We start from the raw sequence: 19809 nt of genomic DNA, 5'->3' as shown, positions 1-19809 counted from the left end.
CCAGTGTCCTGGAGGGGGTGAACAACCGCATCAAGGTGATCAAACGCATGGCCTATGGCTTTCGGGACTCGGCCTACTTTTTCCTGAAAATCAAGGCCGCCTTCCCCGGGAAAGCGCGATGAACCTTTTTTCTTGTGGGGGCAGCGTCGGCAACTTCCTCGGCCTGGATCATCCCTTTCGCCCCTGTGTGGCAGCCCATTTCCCGATGTCAGGGCCATAGAGTCATTGCCTTCATAACAAGAGGGCAATGGAAATGCCGAGTGAGGACCTCCTCAAGGGCCGCGTTTCGCGCGTTGGCCAGATCTACCACATCACCACCACAACCAATGACCGCCGCCCCCTGTTTCGGGATTTCGATTGCGCGCGTATCACCGTTGCCGAGTTGCGCCGGCTGCATGATCAGAATGTGGTGAGCTCGCTCGCCTGGGTGCTGATGCCAGACCATCTGCATTGGTTGCTCCAGCTCAATGGGCCGATTGGATTGTCCAGCGTGGTCAAGGTGTTCAAAGGGCGTTCGGCCCGTCAATTGGGCTTGCGAGTCGACACCGGCGGAGGTGTCTGGCAGCCGGGTTTTCACGACCATGCCCTGCGCAGTGAAGAGGATATTCGCAAGGTGGCGCGCTACATCGTCGCCAACCCCTTGCGGGCAGGCCTGGTGGAGAGGATCGGCGACTACCCGTTCTGGGATGCGCAGTGGCTCTGAAATTTGCGGTTCGGGAATATGGCTGTGGGGGCGAATTCATTCGCTGAACCGTCCGAAGGACGGCCTATGGAACCTGAACGCGATTGAAATCGCCCCCACAACGAATCTGTCCGGCTGCTACGCCACCTTCCCCTCATTCAACAGATGCGCCGCCAGCGTCCTCAGCGCTCCCAACTGGCGGCAGATCAGGCCGAGTTCGGTCTGTACCAGGCGCGGGCGGTCGTCCATGTCTTCAGGGAGCTGCTCCAGGGCCTTGGCCAGTGCATCTTCCTCGTCGCGATAGATGCTGATCGGACGGCGCTCGGCCAGGCCCTGGGCAATGCAGTCCAGGCTGCCGGCAATCTGTTCGGCGGCTTCGTTGATGGTCGGCGTCAGGGCTTCGCCCGGCGTTTCGCTGCGGTGGGCGCCGAGTGCGGAGAGGTAGCTGAGCAGGGTGTGGGAAAGCACCAGGAAGCGGAAGCCGACATCGGCTTCCTTGCGGAAGTGGCCCGGCTCCATGAGCATGTTGGAAAGTGTGGTGGACAGCGCCGCATCGGCGTTGTGGGCGTTGCGCCGGGCCAGTCGGTAGGCCAGGTCGTCGCGTTTGCCGCTGGCGTACTGCTGCATGATCTGCCGCAGGTAGCGGCTGTTGCAGGCGAGGGTGTTGGCCACCACCTGATTGAGCCGGCGGCCCTGCCAGTCGGGCAGGATGAAGATCACCGCGAGGCCGGCGATCAGGGCACCGATCAGGGTATCCACCAGGCGTGGAAGGAACAGGCCGTAGCTGTTGCCGACCTGGTTGAAGCAGAACAGCACCATCAGGGTGATGGCGGCGGTGGCCAGGGTGTAGCGGGTGGCGCGGTTGGCGAAGAAGATCACCCCGGCGATCACCGCGAAGGCGGACTGCACCAGGGCATTGGGGAACAGGTCGAACAGCGCCCAGCCCAGTGCCAGTCCGAGCAGGGTGCCGATGATCCGCTGCACCAGCTTGCGCCGGGTGGCGCCGAAGTTGGGCTGGCAGACGAATACCGTGGTCAGCAGGATCCAGTAGCCCTGCTCCGGGTGGATCAGGTGCAGCACGCCATAGCCGGCGGTCAGCGCCACGGCCATGCGCAGGGCATGGCGGAACACCACGGAGGTGGGCGTGAGGTTCTGCCTGAGGCGTTCCCAGACCTCTTTCGGGCCCTTGGGTGAGCGGTCCAGCAGGCTGGCATCCTGGGCTTCGGCGAGGGCGTCGGGGTTGCTGGCATCGATCAGCAGGCGGTCGAGGGTGGCGAGGTTGCGCGCCAGGGCATTGAGCGAGCGCAGCAGGCCGCGCCAGGCCGGATTGCTCTGGATGCGCAGGTGTTCCAGGGATTTGTTCAGGTCTTCCAGGGCCTGGGTGCCGTCCAGGTAGTCGAACGGCTGGCGCATCCGGATGGCGCGGCCCAGGGCCTGGCAGGCGCCGCCCTGCTGGCGCAGCAGGCGCTGGCAGCGGAACAGCACATCGCTGTGGAAGAAGGCTTCGGCCAGTTCGTTGTAGGCGTAGTGGGAAGAACTGGCGCGTTCGTGGATGTCCTGGGCCAGGAAATAGAGCTTGAGGTAGCGGCTCACCTTGGGGCCGGGCCGGCCATTGCCGACCCGGTGCAGGATGATTTCCTTGGCCGCATTCAGCGCCGCCACCACCTTGCCGTTCTGCCGTGCCAGTTCCAGGCGTCGCGCTTCCACGTCGAGCTGGCGCACCGGCTCCAGCAGCGCGGACTTCAGTTTGAGGTACTGCCCCAGTTCCAGGAACAGCCTGGCCAGGCTCTGCTGCACCGGCTGGTGGGTGAAGAGCGCCTGCCAGAGCACCGATAGCAGGCCGTACCAGGCGGCTCCGGCCACCAGCAGTGCGGGTTCCCGCCAGAGATTGGTGGGCGCGCCGTCGCGCTGGTCCACGCCGATCATGCTGTAGATGGAGAGGATCAGCGTCGCCGAGGCGATGGTGGCGTAGCGCTCGCCAAGGGCGCCGAGCATGGTCAGGCCGAAGCTGGCCAGGGCCAGGGCGCCGACGAAGACCCAGGGGTAGGGGAACAGCAGTTCCACCGAGAGCGAGGCGACGCTGAAGCAGCCGAGGGTCACCAGCAGGGCGGTGAGGCGACCCTGCCAGCTGTCGTCGGTTTCCGCCAGGGCGCTGGCGATGATGCCGAGGAAAAGCGCGATGAGCAGGTCCATGCGGTCCTGCTGCCAGCACAGCGCCATACTCCCGGTGAGGGCGACGAAGACGCGCAGGCTGTAGCTGAACTTGTCCACCGCCCAGAGGCGGCGCAGGGTTTGTACGAATGGGGTCGAGGGCATAGGGACTTGTGGCCGGATATCCGTATACGACGGTACTGCTGGCGACAGCCTAAGGGGAGCCGGGGCCGCTGTCAGCCACCCCGTCGCATTCGATGCCGAGTCCCGTCAGATGATCCGCACCTTGTAGGAGCGGCCCTTGATACGGCCCTCGCTGAGGCGCTTGAGCGCCTGTTTGGCGATGCCGCGCTCCACGGCGACGAAGGCCTGGAAGTCGAAGATGGCGATCTTGCCCACCTGGTTGCCGGGAATCCCGGCTTCGCCGGTGAGGGCGCCGACGATGTCACCGGGGCGCAGCTTTTCCTTGCGACCGCCGTTGATGCACAGGGTGGCCATGGGTGGCAGCAGCGGCTCGCGGCTCTTCACCAGCAGCTCGTCGATCCGCTGCCAGTTCAACGGTGCCTGTTGCAGGTCCTCGATGGCCTGGGCGCGGTTGGCCTCGGCCGGCGCCACCAGGCTCAGGGCCAGGCCCTTCTCGCCAGCGCGGCCGCTACGGCCGATGCGGTGGATATGCACCTCGGGGTCGCGGGACAGTTCGACGTTGATCACCGCTTCCAGGCCGGCGATGTCCAGGCCGCGGGCGGCGACGTCGGTGGCCACCAGCACGCTGCAGCTCTGGTTGGCGAACAGGGTCAGCACCTGGTCGCGCTCACGTTGTTCCAGGTCGCCGTGCAGTGACTGGGCGGAGATGCCGTTGTCGCGCAGGTGGGCTTCCAGTTCCTGGCACTGCTGGCGGGTATGGCAGAAGGCGACGCAGGATTGCGGACGGGTGGCCTGCAGCAGGCGCAGCACCGCGTCCATGCGCTGGCGCGGGTCGATCTCGTAGAAGCGCTGTTCGATCTGGTTGTCATCGTGCAGGGCTTCCACCTTCACCTGTTGCGGCTCGCGCATGAAGGTCCTGGCCAGCTGGGCGATGCCGGCCGGGTAGGTGGCGGAGAACAGCAGGGTCTGCCGGCGCGCCGGGAGCTGGCCGATGATGTCGGCGATGCTGTCGTAGAAGCCCATGTCGAGCATGCGGTCGGCTTCGTCCAGCACCAGGGTATTGAGGCCGTCGAGCACCAGGGTGGCCTTGCGCAGGTGTTCCAGCACCCGGCCGGGGGTGCCGACGATGACGTGGGCGCCGTGTTCCAGCGAGCCCACCTGCGGGCCGAAGGGCACGCCGCCGCAGAGGGTCAGTACCTTGATGTTGCCGTGGCCACGGGCCAGGCGGCGGATTTCCTTGGTCACCTGGTCGGCCAGTTCGCGGGTGGGGCAGAGCACCAGCGCCTGGCAGCCGAAGTAGCGCGGATTGAGCGGCTCCAGCAGGCCGATACCGAACGCCGCGGTCTTGCCGCTGCCGGTCTTGGCCTGGGCGATCAGGTCCTGGCCCTTGAGGATCAGCGGCAGGGCCTGGGCCTGGATCGGCGTCATGTCGCGGTAGCCCAGGGTCTCCAGGTTGGCCAGGGTGGCCGCAGAGAGGGGCAGGGAAGTAAAGGCGGTGGTGGTCACGGAAGGAGCCTGCAAGTCGAAATGGCGCGCAGTTTAGCAGGCCAGGGCGTGCCACCCCCGTCACTCGTCGATATCGCCGCCCACCCGGCGCTCCTGCTAGGCTTGCCACTGTCCATCCCCTAACGTCGCTGCCATGGAAGGAATGTCCCTATGCGGACCCTGTGTGCCCTCTTCTTGAGCTGGCTGAGTACGGCTTCCTGCGTTGCGGCGGAATGGTTTCCGGTGCAGGTCGAGGTGGATGGCCGCCGCGCCAGCTACCAGCCGCTGAACGGGGCAAGCAGGCCCTGGCGCATCTGCGCGCTGCTGCCCCACGGCATGGACCGCTACTGGTGGGGTGTGGCCTGGGGACTGGACGAGGAGGCTAAGCGTTCGGGCGTGCACCTTGGCGTCTATGAAGCCGGCGGCTACCAGTTCCCGGACATGCAGCGGGCGCAGCTGACCCGCTGCGTCCAGCTGGCGGCCGATGCCTATGTGATCGCGGCCATCAGCACCAAGGGGCTGTGCGACGAGATCGCCCTGCTGCACCGCGACAAGCTGCCGGTGATCGACCTGATCAATCGCATCGACTGCCCCGGAATCACCGCCCGCAGCCAGGTGGATTTCGCCGACATGGCCAGGGCCGCCATGGCCTACATCATCGAACACAGCAAGGGGCAGCCGGTGCGTGTCGGCTGGCTGCCGGGGCCCCGGGGCGTCGGCTGGGTGGCCGACGCCGAGCGTGGCATGGCCGAGATGGATGCGAGCAGCAAGGTGGAGGTGATCAATGGCGGCTACGGCCCGGTGGACCGTTCCACCCAGGCGGTGCTGGTACGCCAGTTGCTCGCCCGCGAGCCGCAGCTGGACTACATCCTCGGCAATGCCGAGGCGGCAGCCTTCGCCGGCCAGTTGGTGCGTACCGCTGGCAGCCGCTACAAGGCCCGGGTGGTTTCGCTCTATGCCACCGAGCGGGTGCTGGAAGCCATCGCCGATGGCACTGTCCTGGCGTCGCCGACGGATGCGCCGGTGATCCAGGCGCGGGTGGCTATGGACCTGGCGACACGCGCGCTGGAAGGCAAATCGTTGCCACGGCGGGTCAGCCCGCGAATCGAAGTGATCGACAAGGACAACCTCGCGCGCTTCGACATCAGCCACCTGATGCCGCCCGGCGGGCACTGGATGATCCGGCGGGAGTTGCCGGAGTAGGGCGTCGGGGATTTGCTTTTCCTGTAGGGGCGACTGCGCCACCCTTTGGCGAATGAGTTCGCCCCTACGGAGATTTGCCATCCGCAAAATGAAAAAGGCCCCCGGTGCATCGCACCAGGGGCCTTTCCGATTACGCAGGGGCCTTAGAGCTTGCGCAGCGGCTCGCCACGCACCGGCTTGTCGCCGGCCACGTAGTAGCTGGCGGTGCTGCGCGGCAGCGGCTGGCGATTGCGGATCTTATCGGCGATCTTCTCGGCGATCATGATGGTGGTCGCGTTGAGGTTGCCGGTGATGATCTCCGGCATGATCGACGCGTCCACCACCCGCAGGCCTTCCATGCCGTGCACGCGGCCCTGGCCATCCACCACCGCCATGTCGTCGCTGCCCATCTTGCAGGAGCAGGACGGGTGGAAGGCGGTTTCGGCATGGTTGCGGATGAACTCGTCGAGTTCGGCGTCGCTCTTGAGGTTCGCTCCCGGGCTCAGTTCGCGGCCACGGTAGGGGTCCAGCGCCGGCTGGCCCATGATCTCGCGGGTGATGCGGATGCCGTCGCGGAACTCCTGCCAGTCCTGTTCGTGGGACATGTAGTTGAACAGGATGCTCGGGTGCTGGCGCGGGTCCTTCGACTTCAGGTGGATCCGGCCACGGCTCGGCGAACGCATGGAGCCCATGTGGGCCTGGAAGCCGTGCTCCTTCACCGCGTTGCTGCCGTTGTAGTTGATCGCCACCGGCAGGAAGTGGAACTGGATGTTCGGCCAGGCGAACTCTTCGCGGGTGCGGATGAAGCCGCCGGCTTCGAACTGGTTGCTGGCGCCCAGGCCGCTGCCGAAGAACAGCCACTGCGCGCCGATGGCCGGCTGGTTCCACCATTGCAGGGCGGGAAACAGCGACACCGGTTCCTTGCAGGCGTACTGCAGGTACAGCTCCAGGTGATCCTGCAGGTTGGCGCCCACGCCCGGCAGGTCGTGTACCACCGGCACGTCGAGGTCGCGCAGCAGGGCCGCCGGGCCGACGCCGGAGCGCTGCAGCAGTTGCGGCGAGGCGATGGCACCGCTGCACACCAGCACTTCGCGACGGGCATGGACGGTGATGGGGTTGTCGCTGTTGCCCTTGAGGTAGGCGACGCCGATGGCGCGCTTGCCGCTGAACAGGATGCGGTCGGTCAGGGCGTGGGTGACGATGGTCAGGTTGGGGCGGTTGCGTGCCTGGTCCAGGTAGCCGCGACCGGTGGCGGCACGACGGCCTTCCGGGGTCACGGTACGGTCCATGGGGCCGAAGCCTTCCTGCTGGTAGCCGTTGAGGTCTTCGGTGCGCGGGTAGCCCGCCTGCACGCCGGCCTCGACCATGGCGTGGAACAGCGGGTTGTTACCGGTCTTGGGCGTGGTCACGCTCACCGGGCCGTCGCCGCCGTGGAAGTCGTTCGGGCCGATGTCGCGGGTTTCCGCCTTGCGGAAGTAGGGCAGGCAGTCCAGGTAGGTCCAGTCTTCCAGGCCCGGTGCCTTGGCCCAGTTGTCGAAGTCCAGCGCGTTGCCGCGGATGTAGCACATGCCGTTGATCAGCGAGGAGCCACCCAGGCCCTTGCCACGGCCGCACTCCATGCGGCGGTTGTTCATGAAGGGTTCCGGATCGGTTTCGTAGGCCCAGTTGTAGCGGCGGCCCTGCAGCGGATAGGCGAGGGCGGCGGGCATCTGGGTACGGAAATCCATGCGGTAGTCCGGGCCGCCGGCTTCCAGCAGCAGGACGCTGACATCGGAATCCTCGGTCAGGCGGGTGGCCAGCACGTTACCGGCGGAACCGGCTCCGACGATGATGTAATCGAATTCTTGGGGCATGTGACTTACCTGCTAGATAACCCGGGGTCGCCCCCGGGACACGGCATCTTGTTTTCGGATGCGGCCCGGCATGCGCCGGGCCGCCTGGGCGCTGGTTCGGCTCAGAACACCGAGTAGTAGTCGCCCATCTCGACCTGTACGGACTTGATGCGGGTGTAGTGGGCCAGTGTGGTCAGGCCGTTCTCGCGGCCGACGCCGGACTGCTTGTAGCCGCCCACCGGCATTTCGGCGGGGGACTCGCCCCAGGTGTTGATCCAGCAGATGCCGGCTTCCAGCTTGTGGATCACGCGGTGGGCACGGGCCAGGTCGCGGGTGACGACGCCGGCGGCCAGGCCGTAGTCGGTGTCGTTGGCGCGGCGGATCACTTCTTCCTCGGTGTCGTACACCAGGATGCTCATCACCGGGCCGAAGATTTCCTCGCGGACGATGGTCATGTCGTCGGTGCAGTCGCTGAACACGGTCGCGGCAACAAAGGCGCCCTTGGCGTATTCACCCTCGGTGACGCGCTCGCCGCCGATCAGCAGGCGGGCGCCTTCCTTGCGGCCGGTTTCGATGTAGCCGAGCACGCTTTCCATGTGGGCGAAGCTGGTCAGCGGGCCGAAGTTGGTGTTGGGGTCTTCCGGGTTGCCCAGACGGATGCGCTTGACGCGCTCGATCACCTTGTCTTCGAAACGAGCCTGCAGGGCGCGCGGTACGAACACGCGGGTACCGTTGGTGCAGACCTGGCCGGAGCTGAAGAAGTTGGCCATCACGGCGATGTCGGCGGCGCGGTCGAGGTCGGCGTCTTCGAAGATGATCAGCGGCGACTTGCCGCCCAGTTCCATGGTCACTTCCTTCAGCGAGGAGCTGGAGGCGCTGGCCATCACCTTCTTGCCGGTGGAGGTGCCGCCGGTGAAGGAAATCTTTTCGATCTGCGGGTGCTCGGTGAGCCACTGGCCGACTTCGCGGCCGCTGCCGGTGAGGACGTTGAACACGCCGTCCGGCACGCCGGCCTCGGTGTAGATCTCGGCCAGTTTCAGGGCGGTCAGCGGGGTGACTTCGCTGGGCTTGAAGATCATCGCGTTGCCGGCGGCCAGGGCCGGGGCGGATTTCCACATGGCGATCTGCACCGGGTAGTTCCAGGCGCCGATGCCGGCCACTACGCCCAGGGGCTCGCGGCGGGTGTAGACGAAGCTGGTCTCGCGCAGCGGGATCTGCTCGCCTTCGATGGCGGGGATCAGGCCGGCGTAGTACTCGATCACGTCGGCGCCAGTGACGATGTCCACGGCGCGGGTTTCGGCCAGCGGCTTGCCGGTGTCCAGGGTTTCCAGCTCGGCCAGTTCGTCGTTGCGCTCACGCAGGATGTCCACGGCGCGGCGCAGGATGCGCGAACGCTGCATGGCGGTCATCGCGGCCCAGACCTTCTGGCCTTCGATGGCGCTGGCGACGGCGCGCTCGACGTCTTCCTTGCCGGCGCGCTGGACGTTGGCCAGGACTTCACCGTTGGCCGGATTGACGGTCTCGAAGGTGGTGCCGCTGGTGGAGTCTACGTAGCGGCCGCCAATGTAGAGCTTCTGTTCTTCGAATCGGGCCATGGTGGCTGTCCTCTCTAGGTCTTGTGTTCGCAAGGCGGCAGGGCGGTTCAGGCCGCCTGCTTGGCCAGTTGTTGGTCAAGGAATTCGTAGGCGAGCTGGCGGGCCTGCTCGGTATCGAAGGCTTCGCCGGAAAGCGCGCCGCGCAGCCAGAGGCCGTCGATCAGGGCGGCCAGGCCGCGGGCGGCGCTGCGTGCGCTTCGTACGTCGAGCTCGCGGCGGAACTGCCAGCAGAGGTTCGAGTACAGGCGCAGGTCGTTGATGCGTTGCAAACGGCGCAGGGACGGCTGGTGCATGCTGCTGGCCCAGAACGCCAGCCAGGTCTTCATGGCGGGACCGTTGACCTGGGTCTCGTCGAAGTTGCCGTCGATGATGGAGCGGATGTAGCCACGCGCACTGTCGTCGCACATGGCCTCGCGGCGCTTGCGCACCGCGTCCTGCAGATCGTTCATGAGGAAGCGCATGGTGGCTTCCAGCAGGCCGTTCTTGTCCTGGAAGTAGTGGCTGATGATGCCGTTGGAAACCCCGGCGAGCCGCGCAATGCAGGAAATGCTGGCGTCGCTCATGCCGACCTGGTCCACCGCCTCGAGCGTGGCGTGGATCAGCTGGGTGCGCCGCAGAGGCTGCATTCCGACTTTGGGCATGGGGTTTTCTCCTCTTCCAGAACCATTCCGGATAGGTGAAATCCAGCCTACTTTATTTTGATTGATCGTTCAAACAACAAAGAATACGATGCACACCATGGAACGGGATGCGGCAGTTCGCCGCACCCGATTCCAGGCCTTCTGCCGGCGAAAACCACCCGTCGCCGGCTGCGGGCGCGGGTCTGTCGTTGCGTCCATGAGGCGCCTGCTTTCACTGCCCTGGAATTCCAAATGAGCAAATCTCCAACAACAAACCACGGGAAGGTGCGTCTGAATCCGGTCGTGTTCTACGGATCCACCGCGCTCATCATGCTTCTCACGGTTGCCTTGATTGCGTTCCCGGAAGACGCCGGCAATCTGCTCGGCAAGGCTCAGGCCTGGCTGTCGCGCAGCTTCGGCTGGTACTACATGCTGGCCATCGGCGCGTACCTGTTCTTCGTCCTCTATGTCGCCTTCTCCCGCTACGGCAATCTGCGCCTGGGTGCCGACGATAGCCGCCCGGACTTCAGCTACGGCGCCTGGGCCGGGATGCTGTTCTCCTCGGGCATCGGCATTTCGCTGCTGTACTTCGCGGCCTCCGAGCCCATCGACCACCTCTACAATCCGCCGGAAGGCGAGCCGGGCAGCCAGTTCGCCGCCCGCCAGGCATTGCAGCTGACTTTCCTCCACTGGGGTGTGCATGGCTGGGCCATCTACGCACTGGTGGGCCTGGCGGTGGGCTACTTCGCCTATCGCCACAACAAGCCGCTGGCGCTGCGTTCGGCGCTCTACCCGCTGTTCGGCGAGCGCCGTATGAAAGGTTCCGTGGGTAACGCGGTGGACTGCTTCGGTATCTTCGTGACCCTGCTGGGCCTGGTGACCAACCTTGGCATCGGTTCGCTGCAGGTGTCGTCAGGCCTGGAATACCTGTTCGGCCTGCCCCACAACCAGGGCGCGCTGCTGGCGGTGATCCTGGTGATGAGCGCGGTGGCTACCCTGGCCGCGGTGTCGGGCATCGAGAAGGGCATCCGCCGCCTGTCCAACCTGAACATCATCCTGTTCAGCGGCCTGCTGCTGTTCGTCCTGCTGGCTGGGCAGACCCTGCACCTGCTCAACGGCTTCGTGCAGAACCTGGGCGACTACCTCAACGGCCTGGTGCTGAAGACCTTCGACCTCTACGTCTACACCGGCCAGTCCGGCAAGAGCGAGGAGTGGATGGGCCTGTGGACCCTGTTCTACTGGGCCTGGTGGATTTCCTGGGCACCCTTCGTCGGCATGTTCGTGGCCCGTATCTCCCGCGGCCGCACCGTGCGCGAACTGGTCAGCGGCGTGCTGCTGATTCCGCTGGGCTTCACCCTGGTGTGGCTGTCGGTGTTCGGCAACAGCGCCATCGACCTGGTGATGAACCAGAACGCGGCGGACCTCGGCAAGGCGGCGCTGGAGCAGCCGGCCATGTCCATCTACCTGCTGCTGGAGCATTACCCCTGGGCCAAGGCGGTGATCGGCCTGTCGATCTGCGTCGGCTTCGTGCTCTTCCTCACCCCGGCCGACTCCGGCTCGGTGATGCTGGCCAACCTGTCCCGCGAGGAAGGCGACCTGGACGAGGACGCGCCCAACTGGCTGCGCATCTTCTGGTCCGTGGTGGTGACCCTGGTGACCATCGGCCTGCTGTTCGCCGGCAACTTCACTGCCATGCAGACGGTGGTGGTACTGGCCGGCCTGCCGTTCTCGGCAGTCTTGCTGCTGTACATGTTCGCCCTGATCAAGCAGATGAAGGCGGATGTAGCGGCGATGGAGCAGGCGCCGAAGCATCCGCGAACCGTCCAGTTGCAGGGCGAAGTGGCCTGATCGGCCAGCAGCCTGAAATGAAACAGCCCGGTCTCTGGACCGGGCTTTTTCATTGGACGTGGATTCGAATTTCCCTGGAGGGCCCTTCAGCCCTTCAGGCTTCGGCCTTGGCCAGTTGCTGGTCCAGGTATTCGTAGGCGATGTGCAATGCCTGCTCGGTATTGAAGGCATCGCCCGAGAGGGCGCCGCGTAGCCACAGGCCATCGATCAGTGCGGCCAGGCCACGGGCTGCGGAGCGTGCCTGGTCCCGGGGCAGGGCGCGGCGCAGTTCGCAGCAGAGGTTGGAATACAGGCGGTGGTCGTTGATCCGCTGCAGGCGGCGCAGGGAGGGCTGGTGCATGCTGGCGGCCCAGAAGGCCAGCCAGGTCTTCATCGCCGGGCCGCTGACCTGGCTGTCGTCGAAGTTGCCGGCAACGATGGCCCGCAGGTGTTCGCGCGGGGTGTTGTCGCTCAAGGCGGCGCGTCGCCCGCGCACGGCACTGCTCAGGGCCGCCATCAGATGGCGCATGGTGGCTTCCAGCAGGCCGTTCTTGTCCCGGAAGTAATGGCTGATGATGCCGTTGGAGACACCGGCAATGCGGGCGATGTAGGCGATACTGGCATCGCCGAGGCCCACTTGGTCGACGGCTTCGAGGGTGGCCTGAATCAACTGCGAGCGGCGGATCGGCTGCATTCCGACCTTGGGCATCGGATATTTCCACCATTTTGTGTGGGAATCGGGAGCGCGCAGTCTAGGGGGAAATTGATTGATCGATCAATCGACGGGGTTGATCAAGGTGCATCGGCGGCAGGGGAATGCTTTTGTGGGGGCGATTTCAATCGCTATGCAGGCCGAAGGTCTGCCTGAGGAGGGGCAACTGCGTTGCCCAAAGCGAATGAATTCGCCCCCACAAAAAGCAGAACGCCCCCGCGGGCGATGGCCGGCGGGGGCGTTCTGGAGCAAGGAGGCGGCTTATTTCAGCCACTCATCCACGCGCTGCGGGTTCTTGGCGATCCAGTCCTTGGCGGCGGCTTCCGGTTTGGCGCCTTCGCGGATGGCCAGCATCACCGCACCGACTTCCTCGCCGTTCCAGGAGAACTTCTTCAGGAACGCGGTGGCGTCGGCGGCCTTGGCTTCCAGGCCGGGGTTGACCACGGTGTCGACGTGCTCGTCATCGCCATAGACCTTTTTGGGGTCTTCCAGGAAGCGCAGTTTCCACTTGGCGAACATCCAGTGCGGAATCCAGCCGGTCACCACGATCGGCTTCTGGGCCTTCTCGGCGCGGGTCAGGGCGGTGGCCATGGCCGGGCCGGAGCTGGGCATCAGCTTGATGTCGAGGTTGTACTGCTTGATCGCGTCCTCGGTGCGGCGCATCACGCCGGCGCCGGCGTCGATGCCGGTGATCTTGCCGTCGAAGTCGGCCTTGTAGGTATTCAGGTCCTCGATGGACTTGGCTTGCACGTAGTCGGGAACGATCAGGCCGATCTTGGCGCCGGTGTAGTTCGAGCCCAGCACCACGACCTTGTCCTTGAGCTTGGCGTAGTACTCGCCGTGGGTAGCCGGCAGCCAGGCGGAGAGGGTGGCGTCCAGGTCGCCACGGGCCACGCCTTGCCACATGATGGCTGGCTCCACGGGTTTCAGTTCGACGCCGTAACCGAGTTTCTCCTTGAGGATTTCGCCGGCGACGTAGGTGGCGGCGACGCTGTCGTCCCAGCCGTTCACGAAGCCGATCTTCAGGGTCGGTTTGTCCGCGGCGTTGGCCATGCCCATGCCGAGGGCAAGGGCGGCGACGCCGAGGGTCTTGAGGTACAGGGATTTCAACTTGCGCATACGTATTGCTCCATCAAGTGGGATTGGCAGCCAACTACGTGGTCGGTGACCCGTTCTCAGGCGGGCTTCGCGACAGTGCCCATCGCAGCCCGTTGTCGGGCCACGACTGGCGAATTGCAAGGAAGCGGGCTCCTGCGGGAGGAGCCCCGGGGGGTTACAGGCCGATGTGCTTCTTCACGGCGGCGGCGCCGTCCTGCCCATCGAAGGTGGTGACGCCGGCGAGCCACTTGTCCAGCACGGCCGGGTTGGCCTTGAGCCAGGTGGTGGCGACTTTCACCGGGTCTTCCTTCTCCAGGATCTTCTCCATCAGCTGGCTTTCCATCTGCACGTTGAACTGCAGGTTGTTCAGCAGCTTGCCGACGTTGGTGCAGCGCTGTTCATAGTCCGGCGGCACCACGGTGTACACCTTGGCGGCACCGTAGTCCGGACCGAACACGTCGTCGCCACCGGCCAGGTAGGTGATATCGAACTGGGTGTTCATCGGGTGCGGGGCCCAGCCGAGGAACACCACCGGTTCCTTCTTCTTCACCGCGCGCTGCACCTGGACCAGCATGCCGGCCTCGGAGGATTCGACCATGCGGAAGTCGCCGAGGCCGAACTGGTCGCCCTTGATCATCTTGTCGATCAGCAGGTTGCCGTCGTTGCCCGGCTCGATGCCGTATATCTTGCCACCGAGCTGGTCCTTGAACTTGGCGATGTCCTGGAAGCTCTTCAGACCCGCTTCAGCCGCATAGGTGGGAACCGCCAGGGTGTACTTGGCACCTTCCAGGTTCGGTGTTGCCAGCACCTTCACGCCGTTGTCCTTGGTGAAGGGCTCGATCACCGCGTCCATGGAGGGGGCCCAGTAGCCGAGGAAGACGTCGATCTGCTTGTTCTTCACGCCGGTGAAGGCGATGGGCACGGATGCCATGATCTTGCGCGGGGTGTAACCCAGTCCCTCGGTCAGCACCATGGCCACGCCGGTGGTGGCGGCGATGTCGGCCCAGCCGATCTCGGCGAAGCGGACCTGCTTGCAGCTCTGCGGCTCCTGGGCCCAGGCACCCTGGGTCAGCGCGCAGGCCAGCAGGCCCAGTGCAGCGACTTTTTTCATTTTTTTCATTAGCGACTCCCGGACATTGAAAGGTGAAGCGTTCTTAGTGCGCTTGCTGCCGCTGCAATCTGGCGCCGAGTCGACCGAACAGGCGACCACGAGTGGTCTGGCGGGTGCCGAAGCTTTCGGTGATACGGTCGAGAATGATTGCCAGCAGTACCACTGCCATGCCGCTTTCGAAACCGAGGCCGATGTCCAGGCGCTGGATACTGGCGAGCACGTCGTTACCCAGGCCACCGGCGCCGACCATCGACGCGATGATCACCATGGACAACGCCATCATGATGGTCTGGTTCACGCCAGCCATGATCGACGGCATGGCGTTGGGCAGCTGCACTTTGTATAGCAGCTGCCAGCTGGTGCAGCCGAAGGATTGGCCGGCTTCGACGATTTCCTTGTTCACCTGGCGGATGCCGAGGGCGGTCAGACGCACCGCCGGCGGCATGGCGAAGATCACCGTGGCGATGATGCCGGGCACACGGCCGAGGCCAAAGAGCATCGCCGCCGGGATCAGGTAGACGAACGCCGGCATGGTCTGCATGAAGTCCAGCACCGGGCGGATCACATAGGCCACGCGCTCGCTCTTGGCGGCCCAGATGCCCAGCGGAATGCCGAGCAGCAGGCTGATCAGGGTGGAGGAGAAGGTCAGGCCGAGGGTGACGACGGTCTGTTCCCAGAACCCGGTCAACACGATCAGGATCAGGGAGGCCGCGGTGAAGGCGGCGAACTTGGCGCCGATGCGCCAGAGGCCCAGGCCGACGAACACGGCGATGATCACCCAGGCCGGCGGCCAGAGCAGGAAGCGTTCGATCAGCTCGGAGAAGCCGCTGACCACGTTGCCGACGCTTTCGAAGGCGCCGCTGTAGTTCTCCAGAAGGTGCTGGACGACGTCATTCACCCAGCTGCCCAGATCCAGTTTCTCGCTCATCGTCATTCTCCCCGCAGGCGGCTCAGCAGGCGGCCTTTGCTGATCGCGCCGCTATAGCGGCCACTCTGGTCGACCACCGGGATCGGCCCTTCGTTTATCACCAGGCGCTGGATGACGCTGTCCAGGGGCAGGTCTTCCGGTACCGGGTCGATGTGCTTGAGCAGGTTCTGCTCCAGCTCCAGGGTTCGGCCGCCTTCCACCAGCAGGGCGATCTTCTCCAGGCTGATGGAGCCGCGGAAGATGTTCTTCTCGTCGACGATGAAGGCGTAGTGCTTGTCCATGGCCTGCAGTTTCTGGCAAACCGCCTGGGCGTCGGGAGCCTTGCCGTTGTGCACGAACAGCGGAACGCTGTCGGACTTGAGCTGGCCGGCGGTGAGGTAGCGGCTGGTGTCGACGGTGTTGAAGAAGTTGCGTACGTATTCGTTGGCGGGGTTCTCGATGATCTCCTGGGGCGTGCCCACCTGGATCAGCTTGCCGCCTTCCATGATGCCGATGCGCGAACCGATGCGCATGGCTTCCTCGATGTCGTGGGACACGAAGATGATGGTGCGGCTGTGCTTCTTCTGCAGGTCCAGCAGCACGTCCTGCATCTCGCGGCGCTTGAGCGGGTCGAGGGCGGAGAAGGCCTCGTCCATGATGATCATCGACGGGTTCACCGCCAGGGCGCGGGCAAGGCCCACACGCTGCTGCATGCCGCCGGAAAGCTCATGGGGATACTTGTGGGCGAAGCTGGCCAGGCCGACCTGCTCCAGCACTTCCATGGCGCGCTTCTCGCGTTCCTTCTTGCCCGTTCCGGCCACTTCCAGGCCGAAGGCGGCGTTGTCCAGCACGCAGCGCGAGGGCATCAGTGCGAAGGACTGGAACACCATGCTCATGTCGCGGCGGCGCAGGTCGATCAATTGCGACTTGGGCAGCTTGGCGACGTTCTGGCCGTCGATGAACACATCGCCGGCGGTGGGTTCGATCAAGCGGTTGATCAGGCGGATCAGGGTCGACTTGCCCGAACCCGACAAGCCCATCAGCACGAAGATTTCACCTTCGTTGACGCTGAAGGACACGTCGCTGACGCCGATCACGGCGCCCCGTTCGGCCAGGATCTTTTCCTTGCTCCAGCCCTGCTTGAGTAGATCGATTGCTTCTTGTGGTTGTTGCCCGAAAACCTTGTAGAGGTTTTGAACCACGATCTTTCCAGACTGCATGGGATATTTCCCCTTCAGTAGACATCCAGGTCAGCTACACGGAGCCAGAAAGGACGCTCGACGACGCCCAGCCTGGTGATGCCGACTGTCTTGCCTGTGTGGATAACAATGTTTCGAGAACCTGACAGCCCTCTGGCAGTGTTACGAAACCCATTCCCTGGGCGGATTCAGCACCTCGACCAGAGGTGCGCGTACTTCCGAAATTTCTTATTAGGCCGACCTCTGTTCGGGGGGAGGTCGCCGCTTGTGTTCTTCGGTCCGCAGCGGAGTGCTGGCGGTCTGTCGGTCCACGGGAGCCGACAGCGACGAAATCGGGTGACTCAACGATAAAGCCTTGGGGTCTTCGCAATTGTCGGTTTGCGACGTTCATATGTTGAGTGGCGACATGCCCGGTGAGATCGCTGGATGCACCGTATTACGGCGCTTCCACTCGTGTGAATGCTGTCGGCAGCGGGCCGCCGTCACGTGCGGTGACGCCCTGCAGCCAGGCGCTCAGCATGTCGGGATTGGCTTTCAGCCAGGCCTTCGCTTCGCGTCTGCGGTTGGTGCTCTGGTTAAGTATGGCCTCCATCAGGTGGTTCTCCATGGCCAGGCTGAACTTGAGGTTTTTCAGCAGCCGTCCGAGGTTGGGGCACTCCCGGGTCAGGCCCTTGCGCACGTTGGTATAGACGGTCGCGCCGCCGTAGTCCGGGCCGAACCAGTCATCGCCGCCCGCCAGGTAATGCATGTCCAGCTGATTGTTCATCGGGTGCGGTTCCCAGCCGAGGAACACCGCCCACTGGTCGAGGTGCTCGGCCCGCTTGACCTGGGACAGCATGCCGCTTTCGCTGGACTCCACCAGCTTGAAGTCGCCGAGGCTGAACGCGTTCTCCCTGATCATCTTCTGGATCAGCGCATTGCCGTCGTTGCCCGGTTCGATGCCGTAGATCCTGCCGCCGAGCTGCTGCCTGAACTTCGCCAGGTCGGCGAAGCTCTTCACACCGCCGTCCCAGGCCGCCTGGTTCACCGCGAGGGTGTACTTGGCACCGGTGAGATTGGCGCCGAGGCTCTCCACCGTGCCGTTGTCCAGGTAGGGGCGGATGTCGTGTTCGCTGCTCGGCATCCAGTTGCCGAGAAAGACATCGACCTTGCCTTCGCTCAAGGCCTTGTAGGTGTCCTTGGCCGAGAGGCGATGCACCTTGGTGACGTAGCCCAGCTCGCTCAGCACATAGCGGGTGACAGCGGTGGTGACGGTGATGTCGCTCCAGCCGACGTCGGAGAAGTGCACGGTCGAACAGCTTTCCGGGTCCGCGGCGGCGAGTGCCGGCTGGATGCAGGGCAGGGAAGCGGCCAGCAGCGTCGCTGCCAGCAGGGGAGTGGTGGGTCGAGTCATCGATGGGTCCGTCCACAGCAGGTTTTATTGTCGTTCTCCGGACTCGCGTGGCTGTCGGACTGCTGCAGGCCCTCGCCCTCCGGGCGGCGGAATCATGCGGGCCAGACGCATCGCCTGGCTAGCGAGCCGGTCGCAGCCAGAACTTATCTGTCGCGGGTGATGCAAGACAACAACGGCTTTCACGGCTGCTTTCTTGTGGGGGCGAATTCATTCGCTATGCAGGCCGCAGGCCTGCCCAGTGACGTTCAGGGGCAACTGCGTTGCCCTTCGCGAATGAATTCGCCCCCACATCATCCAGGTCGATCCGGTGTGCGGGCACGACGTATTTGGATACGAGCAAGTCGGTGTGGGAAGTTCTCGCTCCGGCGAAATGCCGATCATGTCCGGCAAGTGTGATCCCTACCGGAGTTACCCCGTGGCTATCAGCGTGTTCGACCTGTTCAAGATCGGTATCGGCCCTTCCAGCTCGCACACCGTGGGACCGATGCGGGCGGCGGCACTGTTCGCCTCGGCGCTGCGCGAGCGTGGCCTGCTGGCGCAGGTGACGCGGGTCGAAGTGCGCCTGTACGGCTCGCTGTCGGCCACCGGCGTCGGCCACGGCACCGACCGCGCCACCCTGGTGGGGCTGATGGGCGAATGGCCGGACCAGGTCGACCCGAAGCAGATCGCGCCGCGCATCGAGGCGCTGAAGACCACCGGCGAACTGCTGCTGGACGGCAGCCACCCGGTGCCCTTCGACTGGCAGCGCGACCTGTTGCTGCTGGAGGAAAACCTGCCCTATCACCCCAACGCCATGACCCTGAGCGCCTTCGGCGACTCGGGGGAAGTGCACCGCGACACCTACTACTCCATCGGCGGCGGTTTCGTCGTCGACGAAGCCCAGGCGAAGTCCGGCCAGCTGGACCAGGACGCCACCGAACTGCCCTACGACTTCTCCACCGCCGAAGAGCTGCTGGAACTCTGCCAGCGCCACCAGCTGCGCGTCTCCGAGCTGATGCTGGCGAATGAGAAGGCCTGGCGCAGCGAGGCAGAAATCCGCGCCGGCCTGCTGAAACTCTGGGACGCCATGCAGGACTGCGTGCGCAACGGCCTGGACGAGGAGGGCATCCTGCCCGGCGGGCTCAACGTGCGCCGCCGGGCGGCCAAACTGCACCGCAGCCTGCAGGAACTGGGCAAGCCCAACGTGATCGGCTCGACCATGAGCGCCATGGAATGGGTGAACCTCTACGCCCTGGCGGTGAACGAGGAAAACGCCGCCGGCGGGCGCATGGTCACCGCGCCCACCAACGGTGCGGCGGGGATCATCCCGGCGGTGCTGCACTACTACATGCGCTTCAACCCCGAGGCGAGCGACGACGACGTGGTGCACTTCTTCCTCGGCGCCGCCGCCGTGGGCATCCTGTGCAAGAAGAACGCCTCGATCTCCGGCGCCGAAGTGGGCTGCCAGGGCGAAGTGGGCTCGGCCTGCGCCATGGCCGCCGCCGGCCTGGCGGAAGTGCTGGGGGCGACCCCGGCGCAGCTGGAGAACGCCGCCGAGATCGGCCTGGAACACAACCTCGGGCTGACCTGCGACCCGGTGGGCGGGCTGGTGCAGGTGCCGTGCATCGAGCGCAACGCGATTGCCGCGGTGAAGGCGATCAACGCGGCGCAGATGGCGCTGCGCGGCGATGGCGAGCACTTCATCTCGCTGGACCGGGTAATCCGCACCATGCGCGACACCGGCGCCGACATGCACGACAAATACAAGGAAACCTCGCGCGGCGGCCTGGCGGTCAGCGCCATCGAGTGCTGATCGCGAGCCTCGCCGAGCGATGCCCTATTCTGGTGCGCGATGCGACAGGAATGGGTATGACCGGACGGTCCGGTTATGA

The 19809-nt window shown here is 64.9% G+C and carries 16 protein-coding genes; 5 read left to right on the top strand and 11 right to left on the bottom strand.

What is annotated here, in order from left to right:
- Both ACFW0B_RS07960 and ACFW0B_RS07955 read left to right on the top strand, forming a co-directional pair.
- The coding region (locus ACFW0B_RS07960) for a transposase (RefSeq protein ID WP_449147397.1) at nucleotides 1-122 on the top strand (122 nt) is incomplete at its 5' end.
- A gap of 131 nt (nucleotides 123-253) precedes the next feature.
- Nucleotides 254-703: an REP-associated tyrosine transposase gene (locus ACFW0B_RS07955; RefSeq protein ID WP_459251692.1), complete on the top strand. Its 450-nt coding sequence runs from the start codon at nucleotides 254-256 to the stop codon at nucleotides 701-703.
- A gap of 117 nt (nucleotides 704-820) precedes the next feature.
- Here ACFW0B_RS07955 and yccS read toward each other — a convergent pair whose 3' ends face one another.
- Nucleotides 821-2998 carry a YccS family putative transporter gene (gene yccS, locus ACFW0B_RS07950; protein WP_449147392.1) on the bottom strand — a complete coding sequence of 726 codons (2178 nt, stop codon included), beginning with the start codon at nucleotides 2996-2998 and terminating at the stop codon, nucleotides 821-823.
- Nucleotides 2999-3103: 105 nt separating this feature from the next.
- Complete coding sequence (gene dbpA, locus ACFW0B_RS07945; protein WP_449147391.1) at nucleotides 3104-4483, bottom strand: ATP-dependent RNA helicase DbpA; 1380 nt, start codon at nucleotides 4481-4483, stop codon at nucleotides 3104-3106.
- A gap of 150 nt (nucleotides 4484-4633) precedes the next feature.
- On the opposite strand from dbpA, the gene torT reads away from it, so the two are divergent.
- Nucleotides 4634-5665, top strand: a complete 1032-nt coding sequence (gene torT / locus ACFW0B_RS07940; RefSeq protein WP_449147390.1) for a TMAO reductase system periplasmic protein TorT — start codon at nucleotides 4634-4636, stop codon at nucleotides 5663-5665.
- A gap of 143 nt (nucleotides 5666-5808) precedes the next feature.
- Here torT and betA read toward each other — a convergent pair whose 3' ends face one another.
- From betA to betI (ACFW0B_RS07925), 3 genes are all read right to left on the bottom strand, one after another.
- A complete protein-coding gene (gene betA, locus ACFW0B_RS07935) occupies nucleotides 5809-7497 on the bottom strand; it encodes a choline dehydrogenase (protein WP_449147389.1) in 1689 nt (562 codons plus the stop codon).
- A gap of 101 nt (nucleotides 7498-7598) precedes the next feature.
- Nucleotides 7599-9071, bottom strand: coding sequence for a betaine-aldehyde dehydrogenase (gene betB / locus ACFW0B_RS07930; RefSeq protein WP_449147388.1), 1473 nt, complete (start codon nucleotides 9069-9071; stop codon nucleotides 7599-7601).
- A 47-nt stretch (nucleotides 9072-9118) separates the two neighbouring features.
- Complete coding sequence (betI, locus tag ACFW0B_RS07925; RefSeq protein ID WP_449147387.1) at nucleotides 9119-9712, bottom strand: transcriptional regulator BetI; 594 nt, start codon at nucleotides 9710-9712, stop codon at nucleotides 9119-9121.
- A gap of 282 nt (nucleotides 9713-9994) precedes the next feature.
- Between betI (ACFW0B_RS07925) and ACFW0B_RS07920 the strand changes: the two genes are divergently transcribed.
- The gene (locus ACFW0B_RS07920; RefSeq protein WP_449147386.1) at nucleotides 9995-11539 is read left to right on the top strand and encodes a BCCT family transporter; all 1545 of its coding nucleotides are present in this window, start codon (nucleotides 9995-9997) and stop codon (nucleotides 11537-11539) included.
- Nucleotides 11540-11633: 94 nt separating this feature from the next.
- Here ACFW0B_RS07920 and betI (ACFW0B_RS07915) read toward each other — a convergent pair whose 3' ends face one another.
- The 6 genes from betI (ACFW0B_RS07915) to choX form a co-directional block, all read right to left on the bottom strand.
- Nucleotides 11634-12227, bottom strand: a complete 594-nt coding sequence (gene betI / locus ACFW0B_RS07915; protein ID WP_449147385.1) for a transcriptional regulator BetI — start codon at nucleotides 12225-12227, stop codon at nucleotides 11634-11636.
- 264 nt (nucleotides 12228-12491) lie between these two features.
- Nucleotides 12492-13349, bottom strand: a complete 858-nt coding sequence (locus tag ACFW0B_RS07910; RefSeq protein ID WP_449147384.1) for a glycine betaine ABC transporter substrate-binding protein — start codon at nucleotides 13347-13349, stop codon at nucleotides 12492-12494.
- A gap of 154 nt (nucleotides 13350-13503) precedes the next feature.
- Nucleotides 13504-14448 (bottom strand): choline ABC transporter substrate-binding protein, encoded by a 945-nt coding sequence (locus ACFW0B_RS07905; protein WP_449147383.1) that lies wholly within the window; start codon nucleotides 14446-14448, stop codon nucleotides 13504-13506.
- A gap of 34 nt (nucleotides 14449-14482) precedes the next feature.
- Nucleotides 14483-15367 (bottom strand): ABC transporter permease, encoded by an 885-nt coding sequence (locus ACFW0B_RS07900; RefSeq protein WP_449147382.1) that lies wholly within the window; start codon nucleotides 15365-15367, stop codon nucleotides 14483-14485.
- Between the two features lie 2 nt (nucleotides 15368-15369).
- The gene (locus tag ACFW0B_RS07895) at nucleotides 15370-16566 is read right to left on the bottom strand and encodes a quaternary amine ABC transporter ATP-binding protein (protein ID WP_449147381.1); all 1197 of its coding nucleotides are present in this window, start codon (nucleotides 16564-16566) and stop codon (nucleotides 15370-15372) included.
- 415 nt (nucleotides 16567-16981) lie between these two features.
- The gene (gene choX / locus ACFW0B_RS07890; protein ID WP_449147380.1) at nucleotides 16982-17938 is read right to left on the bottom strand and encodes a choline ABC transporter substrate-binding protein; all 957 of its coding nucleotides are present in this window, start codon (nucleotides 17936-17938) and stop codon (nucleotides 16982-16984) included.
- A gap of 415 nt (nucleotides 17939-18353) precedes the next feature.
- On the opposite strand from choX, the gene ACFW0B_RS07885 reads away from it, so the two are divergent.
- On the top strand, nucleotides 18354-19730 hold the full coding sequence (locus tag ACFW0B_RS07885; RefSeq protein WP_449147379.1) for an L-serine ammonia-lyase: 1377 nt from the start codon (nucleotides 18354-18356) through the stop codon (nucleotides 19728-19730).
- The last annotated feature ends 79 nt before the right edge of the window (nucleotides 19731-19809 follow it).

The sequence above is a fragment of the Metapseudomonas phytobenefica genome (assembly GCF_043392685.1).
GTDB lineage: Bacteria > Pseudomonadota > Gammaproteobacteria > Pseudomonadales > Pseudomonadaceae > Metapseudomonas.
The sequence above is the reverse complement of the archived record's forward strand: the minus strand, read 5'-3'. Positions and strand labels throughout refer to the sequence as shown.

Excerpts from the sequence above, each read along its gene's own strand:
- ACFW0B_RS07955 (WP_459251692.1), top strand. The coding sequence starts at position 254 with ATGCCGAGTGAGGACCTCCTCAAGGGCCGCGTTTCGCGCGTTGGCCAG.
- yccS (WP_449147392.1), bottom strand. The coding sequence starts at position 2,998 with ATGCCCTCGACCCCATTCGTACAAACCCTGCGCCGCCTCTGGGCGGTG.
- torT (WP_449147390.1), top strand. The coding sequence starts at position 4,634 with ATGCGGACCCTGTGTGCCCTCTTCTTGAGCTGGCTGAGTACGGCTTCC.
- betA (WP_449147389.1), bottom strand. The coding sequence starts at position 7,497 with ATGCCCCAAGAATTCGATTACATCATCGTCGGAGCCGGTTCCGCCGGT.
- betB (WP_449147388.1), bottom strand. The coding sequence starts at position 9,071 with ATGGCCCGATTCGAAGAACAGAAGCTCTACATTGGCGGCCGCTACGTA.
- betI (WP_449147387.1), bottom strand. The coding sequence starts at position 9,712 with ATGCCCAAAGTCGGAATGCAGCCTCTGCGGCGCACCCAGCTGATCCAC.
- betI (WP_449147385.1), bottom strand. The coding sequence starts at position 12,227 with ATGCCCAAGGTCGGAATGCAGCCGATCCGCCGCTCGCAGTTGATTCAG.
- ACFW0B_RS07910 (WP_449147384.1), bottom strand. The coding sequence starts at position 13,349 with ATGCGCAAGTTGAAATCCCTGTACCTCAAGACCCTCGGCGTCGCCGCC.
- ACFW0B_RS07905 (WP_449147383.1), bottom strand. The coding sequence starts at position 14,448 with ATGAAAAAAATGAAAAAAGTCGCTGCACTGGGCCTGCTGGCCTGCGCG.
- ACFW0B_RS07900 (WP_449147382.1), bottom strand. The coding sequence starts at position 15,367 with ATGAGCGAGAAACTGGATCTGGGCAGCTGGGTGAATGACGTCGTCCAG.
- ACFW0B_RS07895 (WP_449147381.1), bottom strand. The coding sequence starts at position 16,566 with ATGCAGTCTGGAAAGATCGTGGTTCAAAACCTCTACAAGGTTTTCGGG.
- choX (WP_449147380.1), bottom strand. The coding sequence starts at position 17,938 with ATGACTCGACCCACCACTCCCCTGCTGGCAGCGACGCTGCTGGCCGCT.